Here is a 15,318-nt window from a genome sequence, read left to right on the forward strand (position 1 = left end):
ACATGGTCGACACGGACGAGCCGCATCTCCTTGTCGTCGACGACGACGAGCGCATCCGCACCCTGCTGTCGCGCTTCCTCGCCGCACAGGGCTTTCGCGTCACCAGTGCCGAAAACGCGGCCGATGCCGCCGCGAAGATGGCGTCGGTCAGCTTCGACCTGCTGATCGTCGATGTCATGATGCCAGGACAGAGTGGCTTCGATTTCGTCGCCGATCTGCGCAGGCGGCAGGATCACGTACCGGTGATCCTGCTGACGGCGCGCGGTGAAGCGGAAGACCGCATCAAGGGCCTGGAAACCGGCGCTGATGATTACCTGCCCAAGCCCTTCGAGCCGCGCGAACTGACGTTGCGGATCAACGCGATCCTCAAGCGCGCGGTGCGCCCCGCCCCCGCCGCCGCGGCCAAACCCGTCACCTTCGGCGATCTGGTCTTCGATCCCGTCCGCGGCGACCTCCGGCGCGGCGAGGAGATCGTGCCGCTGACGACCGGCGAGGCGCAGCTGCTGCGCATCCTGGCGAAAGCCCCGGGCACCACCGTCTCGCGTGCCGCCCTTGCCGAACCCGGCACGAACGGCGAAAGCCGCGCGGTGGACGTGCAGATCACCCGCCTGCGCCGCAAGATCGAACCCGATCCGCGCAATCCCCGCTACCTGCAGACCGTCTGGGGCGAAGGCTATGTCCTCTGGACCGACTAGGTGCTCATGCTGAGCAAACGGCTGCTGCCGCGCAGTCTGTTCGGCCGCTGGCTGCTGCTGCTGGTCGCCCCGGTGGTCGTGCTGCAGGCGCTGCTGACCTACATCTTCTACGAACGCCACTGGGACACGGTGACGCGGCGCCTCGCGCTTGGCCTCGCCGGCGAGATTGCCGTCGTCATCGACACCCGCAGCCAGAATCCGGACCCGACCGTGCTCGGCGACCTGCTGGTCCGCATGCAGCGCGCGCTGGAAATCGACATCACCTTTACGCCGGGTGCGGACTTTCCGTCGGACGTGCCGCCACCGCGGCGCTATTCGATTCTTGATCGTATGCTGATCCAGGCGCTGGGAGAGCGGCTGTCGCTGCCTTACATGATCGATACGCAACGGGGCGGCGGTCGCATCGTCATCTACGTACAGATGCCCGATGCCCTGATGACGGTGGTGGCGCCGGAGAACCGCGTCTTTTCCACCAGCACCTATGCCTTCATCATCTGGATGGCGGCGGCCTCGGTCGTGCTGCTGGGCATTGCGGTGCTTTTCCTGCGCAACCAGATCAAGCCGATCCGCCGTCTGGCCGAGGCAGCGGATGCATTCGGCAAGGGGCGCGACATCAGCAATTTCCGCCCCACCGGCGCCGAGGAAGTCCGCGCCGCCGCCCGCGCCTTCATGGCCATGCGCGACCGCATCCGCCGGCATATCCGCGAACGGACCGACATGCTGGCAGGCGTGAGCCACGATCTGCGCACCCCGCTGACCCGCATGAAGCTGCAGCTCTCGATGATGCCGCCCGCACAGGAAACCGAGGAACTCAGGGGCGACGTCGAAGAGATGGAGAAGATGGTCGAGGCCTATCTGGCCTTCGCGCGCGGACAATCGGAACAGCCCGCCGAGCCGACCGACCTGACCGGGCTGATCCAGGAGCTGGCCGACGACGTCCGCCGGCGCGGCCGGGAACTGCAGATCACGGTGGCCGAGCCGGTCACGCTGCCGCTGCGACGCCTGAGCTTCAAGCGCGCCCTGGCCAACCTGATCGAGAACGCGCTGCGCTTCGGGCAGGAGGTGCGCCTCTCCGTCGGCCGCCGCTCCGGCCGGATCGAAATCAGGATCGAGGATGACGGACCCGGCCTTCCGGAAAAGGAGCACCACAAGGTGTTCCGCCCCTTCTACCGCACCGACCAGTCCCGCCACGGCAGCGGCAATGTCGGCCTGGGCCTGACCATCGCCCGCGATGCAGTGCTGGCCCATGGCGGCGAGATCTCGCTGGGGCAGTCGGATCTGGGCGGATTGCTGGTGACCATCCGCCTGCCGGTGTAACGGCCCGGTCCGTCTAGTCGGCCGGCCTGGCCGTTGCGGTAAAGCGCTGTTCCGCCTGCAGCCGGCCGGTGCTGTCCTTCAGCTGCACCACCCAGTCGCCGGGGAAAATCCGCGACTGCGACCAGATGCGCCAGTTGCGGCTGACATCGACCCGCGCCTTCGACTTGGCGACTTCACGATCATTATGGATCCAGTGGAACCAGAAGGTCTCGCCGCCTTCCCTGACCTGCGTGCAGTCGAGCCGCGCAAAGGCATAGGCGCGTTCGGTGCCAGGCGGATAGGCGCCTTCGACGAGACCCTGCGGCTCCAGGTTGATGACGTTGCCGACCATGCTGAACTGGCGCACGACGCAGTCGTGATCCTGCGCAAACGCCGGGGCGCTTGCGGCAAGGGCGAGGATGAAGGCGGGGACGGTTCTGCTGATCATGGCATATCCGCGCAGATTGTCCGACGGGGTACGCGCGGGGTCAATACATCCGGCCGCCATTCGGGACCGCCTGATCGGGCCCGAGCAGCACAACTTCTCCGTCCGAATCGGGCAGACCGAGGACCAGAATTTCGGACATGAAGGAACCGATCTGGCGCGGCGGAAAATTCACCACCGCAATCACCTGTCGGCCGATCAGCCCTTCGGGCTGGTAGTGGCGGGTGATCTGGGCGGAGGATTTCCGGATACCGAGTTCGCCGCCGAAATCCACCCAGAGTTTGATCGCCGGCTTGCGGGCACCGACGAAGGGCTCCGCCCTGACCACGGTGCCGACCCGGATATCGACGCGATGAAAATCATCGATCGTGATCTGATTCATCTTCCCCCCAACACAGACGGGCGGGAACTATACCCGTCCGCCCCCGGATGGCAAATCCGGCGGTGCCGCGCTGCGCCTACTTCGTTACGGTGTTGAAGCTCCTGCGCAGCTCCTCGAGATTCTCGCTCATGCGCCTGTTGATCTCCTCGAACGCTTCGCTGTTCGCCTGGGAGGCCATTTCGGCAAGTTCGCGCATATTGGCCAGGGTGCGTTCGATGGCCTGGCGAGCCAGCTCCGCCTGCCGGCTTGCAACTTCATCCGGCTTCCCCGCTGCCATCGACTGCCGCATCATCTCGGCGACTTCCTGCATCGTCTGCTGGATGATCTCGGCCTGCCGCTTCATAAGCGCCTGATAGCCTTCCAGCGCACGACGATTGGCAGCGGCTACCGCGTCGATATTCTTCTGCTGCGCGGAGGCGAGTGCCGCGGGATCGAAACCCGGAACGCGGAAATCACCGAACATCTTCGAGAGATCGAACGCGGCAAAGGGATTCCCGCTCGTGTCGCTTTTTTCGCTCATGTCGTCCTCCAGCAGTGGGATCAGGATGCAGACGCATCGGCAGCGTGACCGCGCCGCCGCAGGAAGCTTCTGTCTGCGGTGAGCCAGCGCATCGCCCGTGACAGCCGCCTGTCGAGATGGGACATTGTTTCCGAAAGATCCTCGCTGTCGTCCCGCAGCCAGACGCGCAGCGTATCAAGGTAAACGGCGCCCAGCAGATTCCGGCGCAACCCGCCGGCAAGGCCGGCGCCGTCCAGATCCGCGGCGGCCAGGACCCAATCGAGGCTGCGGCGGAGCCCGCCATAGAGGAAGCAGGCCAGCGCGGCAGGGTCGCGCGGGAGTTCACGCATGAGGACGCGAATGGCGGCCTTGTGCGGCGCCATCGCATCGAGCCGCGCCATGATGGCCTCGAACAGGCGGTCTTTCGCCACGTCGCCGTCGGCGGCCAGCGGCGTCGGACCGAGAGCGGCCAGCATGGCGGCGTCGACCCGGGCGGCATAGGCCACCAGCAGGTCGCTCCTGGATCTGTACTGGCTGTAAAGGTCGCTCAGCGACATGCCGGAGGCTGTCGCGATCCGTCCGAAGGTAACGGCCCGCCACCCATCGGACTCCACCAGCTGCATCATCGCGTCGACGGGGTCCGAGGCCATCGTCGCATCGGCCCGCGCTGCCGCGCCCCTGGTCTTGCCGGGCGTCCTCCGTCGCTTCACCTTGGCCATGATCCGCTCCTGATGCCGCTGCCGACCGGAAAGAATGTGGGTCTGCCGGGCCGCAGGGACAAGGCCGGTCAGCCTGCCAGTTCCCTGGCCCGCCGCGCCGCCGCCGCGACGGCGCGCTCCATCAGGGGGGCAAGGCCGTCCGGCGCCATCAGCACCTCCAGTGCGGCCTGGGTCGTGCCGTTGGGGCTGGTGACGTTGCGGCGCAGCTGTTCCGGGGACTCCGGGCTCTGCCGCATCAGGGCGCCCGATCCCACCACGGTGGCGCGCGCGAGACGGGCAGCCAGTTCCTTATCCAGCCCGGCCTTCTCGCCGGCGGCAGCCATGCATTCGGTAAGCCAGAACACATAGGCGGGGCCGGAGCCCGATACCGCGGTAACGGCGTCGATCAGGGGTTCCTTATCCACCCAGCCGACTTCCCCCACGGCAGTGAGCAATTGCTCGCAGAGCTGCCGCTGCTCGGCCGTCACGCCCTCGCCCGCACAGGCAACCGTGATGCCCGCGCCGACGGCGGCCGGCGTATTCGGCATGGCGCGGATCACGGCGGCCCTGCCGCCAAGCAGGCGGGTCAGCGTCGCGATCGTGGTGCCTGCGGCGATGGACAGGAAGCAGGTCCCCGATGCGGCGAGCGCCGCATAGGCGGGCGCGACCGCGGCCATGGCCTGCGGTTTCACGGCCAGCATGGCCAGGGCGGGACGGAAATCGGCCGGCAGCGCTTCCGCGGACTGGCAGTGCCGGATGCCGGCCGGCAGATCGGGAAGCGGATTCGGCTCCACCACCACGATATCGGCGGCCGCAATGCCCTGACGGATCCAGCCCGTCAGCAGCGCCCCGCCCATCTTGCCGCAACCGATCAACAGAATACCCCGGCTCATCCCGTTCTCCTCGCTGACTACGGCAAGGGTAACCGGATGCCGGGGTTTGGTTAAGGGCCGGAGCGGGTCTTCAGGCTTCGCCGACGCACTCGAACATGGCAGCGGCCACCGCGTCTTCCGGCGTGCGTCCGCCCCAGATCAGGAACTGGAAGGCCGGGTAGAAGCGCTCGCATTCCGACAGGCCGATTTCCATCAGGTCCTCGATCTGCTCGGTCGTGGCGCCCAGGCCGCCGCGCAGCAGCAGCGCCTGGCGGAAGACCAGCATGCCCTCCTCCACCCAGTGGTCGAAATGGCCGATCAGGGCCTTCTCGTTCACGTAGGCGAGCAGCGAATGCAGGTCGCGCCGCCGGTTGGCCGGCACCTTCATATCGAAAGCGCAGGTGAAACTCAGGGCGCCGAGTTCCTCGCGCCAGGAAAACCACATCTGGTGTTCGCAGTAGCGCCCCGACACGCCGACCGTCAGTTCGTCCTGCCCCTGACGGTCGAACGGCCATTCATGCTCGCCCACGATCTGCTCGACGAGGTCGAGCGGATTGAGCCGGCTGGTGGTCTCGGATTCGATAAGAGTCCGCATGCGCTAGCACTCCCCCTGTGCGGCTGGCCGGTCTGTGGCGGTCGACCCAAAACGGATTGTCGGGATGATCGAAAAGCCCTGGGACAGGGCGGACACCGGATCAATCCAGCAAGCACTCACTCTGCCGGTTGACCATATATCTTGGTGTCGACGAACATAACGCACCATACATGTAGACTATGCGGCAGCATGCCGCGGCGCAAGGCCCGATTTTCGAAAAACCTGTGAATTACTTTGGAATCGCCTTGGCTTAGCAGCCGATCAGGCTTCGTCGGCGAATCCGCGATTCAGCTTGGATTCGAGCGCGGCGAGCCGCTCCGAGAGCCGGATATTCTCCTCGCGGGCGGCCTGCGCCATGGCCCGCACGGTCTCGAATTCCTCACGACTGACCAGGTCCATGTCGGCCAGGGCGCGCTCGAGACGCTGGCGGAAAGCCTGTTCGACCTCGCCCTTCACCCCCTGCAGGGTTCCCAATGCACCCGCCGCGATGCGGCTGAGATCGTCAAGAAGGCGGTTGTCGGTCTGCATGGCACGGCTCCGGTCTGATCTGAGCGATATGACCATCCTGCGCCGCCGGCGCAAGGATCGGGGCAAGTTTATCCACAAGCCCGAACCAGGGCAGCGGTTGGAAAGCCGGGGGGCCAGTGCTAGGTTCGCCGCCCAACCTCCGGATTTAATGCAGAATTACCCGTGACCACTCATCCTGACCAAAGCACGGCGGCCGAGGCGCCCTCCGGCGAACGCGCCAATCGCGAAGCCAAGCTGCAGCAACTGCGCCAGCTGGGACTCGATCCGTATACGGCACGGAAATTTCCGAAGTCGCACAAGAATGCCGCGGTGCATGAGACTTTCGGGCATCTGCAGCCGGACGAACGCACCGCCGAGGAAGTCGCCGTGGCCGGCCGCGTCATGGCCATCCGCAACAGCGGCATGTTCATCGACCTCGTCGACGACACGGTGAAGCTGCAGATATACACCGCCAAGGAAGACATCCAGGGCCGGCTTGCTCCGATCATGAAGGCACTGGATCTCGGCGACATCATCGGCGTGCGCGGCACGGTGCGGCGCACCAAACGCGGCGAGATCACGGTCGACAGCCGGGAGATCGTCGTACTGGCCAAGGCGCTGGAGCCGCCGCCGGAGAAGTGGCACGGCCTGAAGAATGTCGAGCAGCGCTACCGGCATCGCGAGTACGATCTCATCGGCAACGAGGAAAGCCGCCAGACCCTGCGCACACGCTTCCGCGTCATCCAGGCCATGCGCGCCTTCCTGAGCGATGAAGGCTTTCTCGAAGTCGAAACGCCGATGCTGCACAGCATCCCGGGCGGAGCGATCGCCAGGCCGTTCGTGACCCATCACAACGCGCTGGATATCCCGCTCTACCTGCGCATCGCGCCGGAGCTGCATCTGAAACGGCTTGTGATCGGCGGGCTGAGCGAGAAGGTATTCGAGATCAACCGCTGCTTCCGCAACGAAGGCATCTCGCCGCGGCACAATCCCGAATTCACCACCATGGAACTGTATCAGGCCTATGCCGATTACGAGGACATGATGGCGATCACGGAGCGGGTGATCGCCCATGCGGCGATCACCGCCACCGGCAGCACAAAGGTAAAATTCGGCGAGACCGAGATCGACTTCACGCCGCCCTTCCGCCGCGGCTCCATGCTCGACCTGATCAGGGAATACGGCAAGATCGATCTGAACGGCATGGATGATGCCGCCGCCCGCAACGCCGCGCGCAATGCCGGCGTCGAGATTGCCGATCAGGCCAGCTGGGGCAAGGTGGTGGAAGCCTGCTTCGAGCATTTCGTCGAGCCGAACCTGATCCAGCCGACCCACGTGGTGGCCCTGCCGAAGGCGATCTCGCCGCTCGCCAAGGCCAATCCCGAGCGACCGGACATCGCCGAGCGTTTCGAGACCTTCTGCAATACCTGGGAGATCGCCAACGCCTTCTCCGAGCTGGCCGATCCGCAGGAACAGCGCGCCCGTTTCGAGGAGCAGCAGGCCCAGCGCGAGGGCGGCGATGAGGAAGCCCATCGCATCGATGAGGATTTCCTGAAGGCGCAGGCCGCCGGCATGATGCCGATGGGCGGCCTGGGCATCGGCATCGACCGTCTGGTGATGCTGCTGACCAACTCGCAGACCATCCGCGAAGTGATCGCCTTCCCCACTTTGCGGCCGCGCCAGACCGAGTCCGAATCCGGCGATTCGTGACGATGCTTGCCACCCTGCCGGCCATCGCCTTTCCGGTCGTCGATCCGGTGGCTTTTGCCATCGGCCCCATCGTCGTCCGCTGGTATGCGCTGTCCTACATCGTCAGCCTGATTCTCGGCTGGCGCATCGCGATGCGCATCGCGCGGCGACCGGACAGCCGCGTCACGCCGGAGCAGATCGACGGTTTCCTGCTCTGGGCGACCCTGGGCGTGGTGCTGGGCGGGCGCCTCGGTTACGTCCTCTTCTACAATCTGGATCGCTACCTGCAGTATCCGGCGGAGATCTTCGCCGTCTGGCAGGGCGGCATGTCGTTCCACGGCGGCATGCTCGGCGTCATCATTGCAATGCTGCTGTATGCGCGCCGGATCGGAGTACCCTTCTTCACACTGATGGACCCAATCGCCTGCGTCGCGCCGATCGGCCTGTTCTTCGGCCGGCTGGCCAACTTCATCAACGGCGAACTCTGGGGCCGCGTGGCGCCTGAAGTTCCCTGGGCCATGGTGTTTCCCACCGGCGGCCCGGAGCCCCGGCATCCGAGTCAGCTGTACCAGGCTGCGATGGAAGGTGTCCTGCTCTTCCTGCTGCTGAACGGCCTGCGCTGGACCACGAAGGTGATGGACAAGCCGGGCATCCTCTCGGGCGTATTCCTGATCGGCTACGGGACTGCGCGCATCGTCGGCGAGCTGTTCCGCCAGCCGGATCCGCAGATCGGCTATCTGATCGGCGGCACGACCATGGGTCAGTGGCTGTCGCTGCCCATGGTGCTGGGCGGCATCGGACTCGTGCTATGGGCACGCCGTCAGCCGGCGTGAGCACGCCGCTTCTCGACATCCTGCGGCGGCGGATCGCCGCCGAAGGCCCGATCAGCGTCGCTGCCTATATGGGCGAATGCCTGCTGCATCCCGAGCATGGCTATTATCGCAGCCAGGAAGCGATCGGACGGCGCGGCGACTTCATCACGGCGCCCGAAATCAGCCAGATGTTCGGCGAACTTCTGGGCCTCTGGGCTGCCGATTACTGGCAGCGGATGGGAGCACCGCAGAACTGCTACCTTGTCGAACTCGGGCCCGGGCGCGGCACGCTGATGCACGATGCGCTGCGCGCAGCCCGCGCCCTGCCGCCGTTTCGTGCTGCCGTCACGCCGGTCCTGGTGGAAGCATCGCAGCGGATGGTCGACATGCAGCGCGAAACGCTGGCCGGCGAAAAGGCTGAATGGTGTGGCACCGTGGCCTCGTTGCCGACGGATGCTCCGCTGATCGTGCTGGCCAACGAATTCCTCGACGCGCTGCCGGTCCGGCAGTTCCAGCGCGGCGATGACGGTGCCTGGCATGAGCGCTGCGTCGGCCTGTCGGACGATGGCAAAGCCCTGCAGTTCATGCTCGATCCGCGCGCCATGCCGCTGGACGACATCCTGCCCCCTGCCCTGCGGGGTGCGCCGCCCGGTGCCATCGTGGAATCCAGCCCGGCCATGCGGGCCGTCGCATCGGAAATTTCCGCCCGACTGCTGACGCAGGGCGGTGTCGCCCTGTTCGTCGACTACGGCTATGACCGTCCCGGTCTGGGCGAAACCCTGCAGGCGGTCCGGCATCACGCCTATGCCGATCCTCTGGCCGAGCCGGGCCTTGCCGATCTCACGGCCCATGTCGATTTTGCCGCTTTCGCCGCAAGCGCGCGGAAGGCCGGCGCCGCAGCATATGGGCCCGTCGGTCAGGGTGCATTCCTGGAGGCGCTCGGCATAAGGGCGCGCGCGGAAAGGCTTCGGGCAAACGCCAACGCATCACAGCGCATCGATATCGATGCCGCGCTGCACCGGTTGACCGCGCCGGAAGCGATGGGCACCCTGTTCAAGGCCATTGCACTGACGCCGCCGCACGCGCCCGAACCCGCGGGTTTTGCATGAACACGACTGCAACCGGCACCATCGCGCCGCTGGAAGCCACATCCCTGCACGACGTCCGGCACGGATTTTTCACCCGGCGCGGCGGTGTCTCTTTCGGGCTCTATGCGGCGCTGAATTGCGGACCGGGTTCCGGGGATGATCCGGCTGCCGTCCAGGAGAACCGGCGACGGGTCGCGGAAACGCTTGAAGCCCGGCACGGGCTCGTTTCGCTGTACCAGGTTCATGGCCGCGACGTAGTCGTGGTCGGCGACAGCTACGATCCCGGCCAGCGGCCGAAGGCGGACGGCATGGTGACCACGCGGCGCGGCATCGCGCTCGGCATTCTTACCGCCGATTGCGCGCCGGTGCTGTTCGCCGACCTTCAGGCCGGCGTGATCGGCGCCTGTCATGCCGGCTGGCGCGGCGCGCTGGCAGGGGTCACGGACGCCACCATCGAAGCCATGGAACGGCTGGGTGCGAAACGCGAAAACATCCGCGCCGCGATCGGTCCGCTGATCCGGCAACCGTCCTATGAGGTCAGCGCGCCTTTCCGCGACCAGTTCCTTGCGGTTGCAGCCGACAGCGACCGGTTTTTTGCCCCCGGCCGGCGGGATGGCCATTGGCAATTCGATCTTCCCGGTTATCTGATGCAGAGACTGGAGCGATCGGGCGTCACCGCAGAGGATCTCGGACTTGATACCTGCTCCGACCCCGACCGCTTCTTCAGCTACCGGCGCATGACCCTGTCCGGCGAGGCGGATTACGGCCGGCAGATTTCGGCCATAGCCCTGCCTGACTGACACCGGTCATGCCGCATCTGTTTCTCTTCGTCGCGATCTTCGTCCTTGGCATGATGGTGAGCTGTGTCCTGCTTTAAACGCCTGTCTCTGCTCGGCGTCCTCGCGCTCGGCCTGGCGGCCTGCCAGCCGCTGCCGCAGCCTTTCAGGCCGGAAGCCAAAGGCCCCTACGTCAGCCCGCTGATCAAGCCGATCGGCGAAACCAGCATCTTCGTGCCGCCCGTCGCCGGCCTGCCCGGCGAAGCATCTGGGGCGCTCGCCACGGCCCTGGCCGAGGCGCTTGCCGAACGGGAAATCCCCGCCAGCGCCAGCAGCCGCAGCGCCCTCTCCTCCCTGCTCAGCGTTTCGGTCGAGCCGGCTGGCGCCGTCACCCGGTGGCGCTGGAGCAAGCGGACGCCGGACGGAGCAACCGAGGATGGCGATGCGCAGCAGCTCAACACCACGGCCGAGCGCCTCGCCGCAGCCGACGAGGCCCAGATCAGGCGTGTCGCCGCTGGCATGGCCGAGGTCATTGCCGCGAAACTGAATGCGGCCCTGCCCGTGGCCGCGGATGCGGCCCCCACCAGGCTGGCCCTGCAGGAATGCGACGGCGCGCCGGGGGACGGCAATCGCAGCCTGCGGCAGGCGCTGCGGGAGATCCTGATCCTGGCCGGCCAGCCCCCGGTGCCGGACCCGGCCGGGGCGGATTACCTCATCTCCTGCAGCGTCCGGGTCTGGCAGGATGCGCCGGATTCGGAGCGGGTAACCATCGAATGGGCCCTGCTGACCCCGGACGGGCGCCGGCTGGGAGAGGTGAAGCAGGCCAATCGCATCCCCCGGGGCCAGCTCAGCCAGGCCTGGGGCAACACCGCCCATATCATCGCCCAGGGCGGCTGGCAGGGCCTCAGCCAGATCATTGAGAACCAGCGCCGGCTGCCGCCGGCGGGATAACCGGCAAATAACTGAAAAACATGCTTTATTGCCGGTTTACAGCCCGGGGGCCGGCGGTTATAGTCCGCGCCGGTTTTCCCGGGTCCGGCGCATCCACAGAGCTCTGTCATGAAGGTTTTGGCGGGTAATTCCAATCGTCCGCTGGCGGAAGCCATTGCGGCTTATCTTTCCGTCCCGCTTGCCAAGGCGAGCGTGCGCCGTTTCTCCGATATGGAAGTCTTCGTGGAGATCCATGAAAACGTCCGCGGCGAGGACGTCTTCGTTATCCAGTCGACGTCGTATCCGGCGAACGACCATCTGATGGAGCTGCTGGTCTGCATCGACGCGCTGAAGCGCTCGTCGGCCCGCCGCATCACTGCCGTTCTGCCCTATTTCGGCTACGCCCGCCAGGACCGCAAACCCGGCCCGCGCACGCCGATCTCGGCCAAGCTGGTCGCCAACCTGATCACTGCGGCCGGCGCCAACCGCGTCCTGACGCTGGATCTCCATGCCGGCCAGATCCAGGGCTTTTTCGACATTCCCACCGACAACCTGATGGCCGGCCCGGTTCTGACCGCCGACATCAAGCAGCATCTGCTGGGCGACGACCTGATGGTCGTCTCGCCCGACGTCGGCGGCGTGGTCCGCGCCCGCAACATCGCCAAGCGGCTGGATGCCGATCTGGCGATCGTCGACAAGCGGCGTGAGCGCGCCGGTGTGTCGGAAGTCATGAACATCATCGGCGAGGTGGAAGGCCGGCGCTGCATCTTGGTGGACGACATTGTCGATTCCGCCGGTACCCTGTGCAATGCCGCCGAAGCCCTGAAGAAGCAGGGCGCCAAGGCGGTCTACGCCTATGTCACCCATGGCGTGCTGTCGGGCGGCGCCGTGGCGCGCGTGACCGCCAGCCAGCTTGAAGGCCTGGTCATTACCGATTCGATCCTCGCCACCGAGGCGGTGCGCCTGGCGCGCAACATCCGCCAGGTGTCGATCGCGCCGCTGATCGGCGAGGCGATGCGGAGGATCAGCGAGGAGACCTCGGTCTCCAGCCTGTTCGACTGAGTTTCAGAGTTTCGGCGTACGGCACCCCTGGAGGCCGGCGCCGGAAACGGAACCGGCACGGTGCCGGGGCCGTATTCAGCCAAGGAGCGCAATCATGCGTGACGTAACCATTATCGCCGCAGAGGCGAGAGCTAGGGCCGGCAAGGGGACCGCCCGCGCAACGCGACTGAAGGGTCGCGTGCCGGGGGTCATCTACGGTGAAAAGCAGACCCCGGAACTGATCTCGGTGGAAAGCCGTGACCTGCTGAAGGAACTGCAGAAGGGCAACTTCTTCTCCCGCCTGCTGAACATCGAATTCGACGGCAAGTCGGAGCGGGTTCTGGCCCGCGACGTGCAGCTCGATCCGGTCACCGACCGGCCGATCCATGTCGATTTCCAGCGCGTCGGCAAGGGTTCGAGAATCCGCATCTTCATCCCGGTGCTGTTCCTCGAGCAGGATCAGTGCCCCGGCCTGAAGAAGGGCGGCGTGCTGAACATCGTGCGCCACGAGGTCGAGTTCTTCTGCCAGCCGGACAACATTCCGGAGAATATCTCGATCAGCCTCGCCGGCATGGAGATCGGTCATTCGATCCACATCTCGGCCTTCGAACTTCCCAACGGCATCAAGCCGGTGATCCAGGACCGCGATTTCACCGTCGCGACGATCGCCGCGCCGATCAAGGAAGACGAAGTCAAGCCGGCAGCTGAAGCCGCCGCGGCCCCGGCCGCTGCTGCTCCGGCCGCTGCCAAGAAGTAAGGTCCCCGGGGGCGGCGCCTGCGCGCCGCCTCCTCTTTCCCCAGGCAATGATCGATGCTGCTCCTTGTCGGACTGGGCAATCCGGGCAACGAGCATAAGCGGCAGCGGCACAATGTCGGCTTCATGGCCGCGGACGCCATTGCCGATCGCCACCAGTTTTCGCCCTTCAGGAAGCGCTTCCACGGCGAGATCGCCGAAGGCCATCTGGACGGCACCAAGGCCCTGATCCTCAAGCCGCTGACCTACATGAACCTGTCCGGCAAGTCGGTCGGCGAAGCCGCGCATTTCTACAAGCTGCCGCCGGGCCAGATCGTGGTCATGCATGACGAACTCGATCTCGCGGCGGGCAAGATCAGGATGAAGACCGGCGGTGGCCATGCCGGCCATAACGGGCTGCGCTCGGTGGACGCCGCGATCGGACCGAACTACCGCCGCCTGCGGATCGGCATCGGCCATCCCGGCAAGGATCGCGTGCTGGGCTATGTGCTGCAGAATTTCTCCAAGGACGAGCAGGTCTGGCTCGATCCCCTGCTGGATGCCATTGCCGCCAATGCCGGCCTGCTGGCGCGCGGCGACGATGCGGGTTTCATGAACCGGGTGGCGCTGCTGCTGCAGCCGCCGAAGGCGGACAAGACGCCGAAAAACGAAGTGAAGGATTAGGATTATGGGTTTCAAATGCGGCATCGTCGGCCTTCCCAATGTCGGCAAGTCGACGCTGTTCAACGCGCTGACGCAGACGGCGGCCGCACAGGCGGCGAACTATCCCTTCTGCACGATTGAGCCCAATACCGGCCTGGTCGGCGTGCCGGACGAGCGGCTCGATGTGCTGGCGAAGATCGCCGGATCGCAGAAGATCATCCCGACGCAGCTCACCTTCGTCGATATTGCCGGCCTGGTGCGCGGCGCCTCCAAGGGCGAAGGCCTCGGCAACCAGTTCCTCGCCCATATCCGCGAGGTGGATGCCATCTGTCACGTGCTGCGCTGCTTCGAGAATGGCGACATCACCCATGTCGAGGGCAGGGTCGATCCGATCGCCGACGCCGAAACGGTCGAGACGGAGCTGATGCTCTCCGACATGGAAAGCCTGGAGCGCCGCATCGACCAGGTGGCCAAGCGCGCCAAGCAGGGCAATGAGGAGGAAAAGGCGCGGCTGGCGGTGATGGAAAAGGTTCTGGCGGCGCTGCGCGACGGCAAGCCGGCCCGCACCGTCGTCCCCACCGAGGAAGAGAAGAAGATATACAAGGAGCTGATGCTGATCACCGCCAAGCCGGTGCTCTACGTCTGCAATGTCGAGGAAGCCTCGGCGGCGGAAGGCAACGCCTTCTCGGCCAGGGTGAAGGAAAAGGCCGACCGGGAAGGCGCCGCGATGGTGGTGATCTCGGCCGCCATCGAGGCCGAGGTGGCCCAGCTCGATACCGAGGAGGAAAAAGCGGCCTTCCTGGCCGATCTCGGCCTGAAGGAAACGGGTCTGGCGCGTGTCATCCGCGCGGGCTACGGCCTGCTCGACCTGCTCACCTTCTTCACGGTCGGCCCGAAGGAAGCCCGCGCCTGGACGGTGCGCAAGGGCGCGAAGGCGCCCGAGGCCGCCGGCGTGATCCATACCGACTTCGAGAAAGGCTTCATCCGGGCGGAAACCATCGCCTATGCCGACTACGTGGCCTGCAAAGGCGAGGCCGGCGCGCGCGACGCCGGCAAATTGCGGCTGGAAGGCAAGGATTACATCGTGCAGGATGGCGATGTCATGCATTTCCGTTTCAATACCTGACGAGGGGCAATGAAGTATCTGGAGGATTTCACCGCGGGCCAGATTCTCGACTTTCCGCCGCGGAAGGTCACCGAAGAAGAGATCATCGCCTTCGCCCGCGACTACGATCCCCAGCCCTTCCACCTCGACAGGGAAGCGGCCAAGCAGTCGCTGTTCGGCGGCCTCTGCGCCTCCGGATGGCACACCGCCGGCATCATGATGCGCCTGCTGGTCGACAACGTGATCGGCCAGTATGCCAGCATGGGTTCGCCCGGCGTCGACCAGCTGCGCTGGGTCAGGCCGGTGCGCCCCGACGACGTGCTGCACCTGAAGGGCGAGGTCCTGGACGTCCGGCCGTCGCAGTCGAAACCCGATCGCGGGATCGTCACCACGCGGTATGAAATGCGCAACCAGAACGGCGAGGTGGTGCTGACGATGCAGGCCAAGGGCATGTATCGCCGCCGGCCGCAGAACCAGGCGTAACGGGGCGGC

19 protein-coding genes are annotated in these 15,318 nt (G+C 65.8%); 12 read left to right on the plus strand and 7 right to left on the minus strand.

Annotation, left to right across the window (positions count from 1 at the left end):
• Positions 1-2: 2 nt before the first annotated feature.
• Both VKZ87_RS01550 and VKZ87_RS01555 read left to right on the plus strand, forming a co-directional pair.
• Complete coding sequence (locus VKZ87_RS01550) at positions 3-695, plus strand: response regulator (RefSeq protein ID WP_324219475.1); 693 nt, start codon at positions 3-5, stop codon at positions 693-695.
• A gap of 6 nt (positions 696-701) precedes the next feature.
• Positions 702-2,012 (plus strand): ATP-binding protein, encoded by a 1,311-nt coding sequence (locus VKZ87_RS01555; protein ID WP_324219476.1) that lies wholly within the window; start codon positions 702-704, stop codon positions 2,010-2,012.
• 13 nt (positions 2,013-2,025) lie between these two features.
• On the opposite strand, the gene VKZ87_RS01560 is transcribed toward VKZ87_RS01555, so the two are convergent.
• From VKZ87_RS01560 to VKZ87_RS01590, 7 genes are all read right to left on the minus strand, one after another.
• The gene (locus VKZ87_RS01560; protein WP_324219477.1) at positions 2,026-2,439 is read right to left on the minus strand and encodes a DUF2914 domain-containing protein; all 414 of its coding nucleotides are present in this window, start codon (positions 2,437-2,439) and stop codon (positions 2,026-2,028) included.
• Between the two features lie 40 nt (positions 2,440-2,479).
• Entirely contained in the window at positions 2,480-2,818 is a 339-nt protein-coding gene (locus VKZ87_RS01565) for a tRNA-binding protein (protein WP_324219478.1), read from the minus strand.
• A gap of 76 nt (positions 2,819-2,894) precedes the next feature.
• On the minus strand, positions 2,895-3,338 hold the full coding sequence (locus tag VKZ87_RS01570) for a TIGR01841 family phasin (RefSeq protein ID WP_324219479.1): 444 nt from the start codon (positions 3,336-3,338) through the stop codon (positions 2,895-2,897).
• 20 nt (positions 3,339-3,358) lie between these two features.
• Positions 3,359-4,036 carry a hypothetical protein gene (locus VKZ87_RS01575; RefSeq protein WP_324219480.1) on the minus strand — a complete coding sequence of 226 codons (678 nt, stop codon included), beginning with the start codon at positions 4,034-4,036 and terminating at the stop codon, positions 3,359-3,361.
• A gap of 68 nt (positions 4,037-4,104) precedes the next feature.
• Positions 4,105-4,908, minus strand: coding sequence for a pyrroline-5-carboxylate reductase (gene proC, locus VKZ87_RS01580; RefSeq protein ID WP_324219481.1), 804 nt, complete (start codon positions 4,906-4,908; stop codon positions 4,105-4,107).
• Positions 4,909-4,978: 70 nt separating this feature from the next.
• On the minus strand, positions 4,979-5,482 hold the full coding sequence (locus VKZ87_RS01585; RefSeq protein WP_324219482.1) for a YbjN domain-containing protein: 504 nt from the start codon (positions 5,480-5,482) through the stop codon (positions 4,979-4,981).
• 261 nt (positions 5,483-5,743) lie between these two features.
• Positions 5,744-6,010 carry an accessory factor UbiK family protein gene (locus tag VKZ87_RS01590; RefSeq protein WP_324219483.1) on the minus strand — a complete coding sequence of 89 codons (267 nt, stop codon included), beginning with the start codon at positions 6,008-6,010 and terminating at the stop codon, positions 5,744-5,746.
• A gap of 162 nt (positions 6,011-6,172) precedes the next feature.
• Here VKZ87_RS01590 and lysS point away from each other — a divergent pair, with 162 nt between their 5' ends.
• The 10 genes from lysS (at position 6,173) to VKZ87_RS01640 (ending at position 15,309) form a co-directional block, all read left to right on the plus strand.
• Positions 6,173-7,699, plus strand: coding sequence for a lysine--tRNA ligase (lysS, locus tag VKZ87_RS01595; protein ID WP_324219484.1), 1,527 nt, complete (start codon positions 6,173-6,175; stop codon positions 7,697-7,699).
• Positions 7,700-7,701: 2 nt separating this feature from the next.
• A complete protein-coding gene (gene lgt, locus VKZ87_RS01600) occupies positions 7,702-8,511 on the plus strand; it encodes a prolipoprotein diacylglyceryl transferase (protein ID WP_324219485.1) in 810 nt (269 codons plus the stop codon).
• Positions 8,487-9,599 (plus strand): class I SAM-dependent methyltransferase, encoded by a 1,113-nt coding sequence (locus VKZ87_RS01605; protein ID WP_324219486.1) that lies wholly within the window; start codon positions 8,487-8,489, stop codon positions 9,597-9,599. Before lgt ends, VKZ87_RS01605 begins: the two co-directional genes overlap by 25 nt.
• Positions 9,596-10,378, plus strand: coding sequence for a peptidoglycan editing factor PgeF (gene pgeF / locus VKZ87_RS01610; protein WP_324219487.1), 783 nt, complete (start codon positions 9,596-9,598; stop codon positions 10,376-10,378). Before VKZ87_RS01605 ends, pgeF begins: the two co-directional genes overlap by 4 nt.
• A gap of 63 nt (positions 10,379-10,441) precedes the next feature.
• Positions 10,442-11,305, plus strand: a complete 864-nt coding sequence (locus VKZ87_RS01615) for a hypothetical protein (protein WP_324219488.1) — start codon at positions 10,442-10,444, stop codon at positions 11,303-11,305.
• Positions 11,306-11,413: 108 nt separating this feature from the next.
• Entirely contained in the window at positions 11,414-12,346 is a 933-nt protein-coding gene (locus VKZ87_RS01620; protein ID WP_324219489.1) for a ribose-phosphate pyrophosphokinase, read from the plus strand.
• A 94-nt stretch (positions 12,347-12,440) separates the two neighbouring features.
• Positions 12,441-13,082, plus strand: a complete 642-nt coding sequence (locus tag VKZ87_RS01625) for a 50S ribosomal protein L25/general stress protein Ctc (RefSeq protein ID WP_324219490.1) — start codon at positions 12,441-12,443, stop codon at positions 13,080-13,082.
• Positions 13,083-13,136: 54 nt separating this feature from the next.
• Complete coding sequence (gene pth / locus VKZ87_RS01630; protein ID WP_324219491.1) at positions 13,137-13,742, plus strand: aminoacyl-tRNA hydrolase; 606 nt, start codon at positions 13,137-13,139, stop codon at positions 13,740-13,742.
• A gap of 4 nt (positions 13,743-13,746) precedes the next feature.
• The gene (gene ychF, locus VKZ87_RS01635; protein ID WP_324219492.1) at positions 13,747-14,847 is read left to right on the plus strand and encodes a redox-regulated ATPase YchF; all 1,101 of its coding nucleotides are present in this window, start codon (positions 13,747-13,749) and stop codon (positions 14,845-14,847) included.
• A 9-nt stretch (positions 14,848-14,856) separates the two neighbouring features.
• A complete protein-coding gene (locus tag VKZ87_RS01640) occupies positions 14,857-15,309 on the plus strand; it encodes a MaoC family dehydratase (RefSeq protein ID WP_324219493.1) in 453 nt (150 codons plus the stop codon).
• The last annotated feature ends 9 nt before the right edge of the window (positions 15,310-15,318 follow it).

Source organism: Ferrovibrio sp. (assembly GCF_035304305.1).
Lineage (GTDB): Bacteria > Pseudomonadota > Alphaproteobacteria > Ferrovibrionales > Ferrovibrionaceae > Ferrovibrio.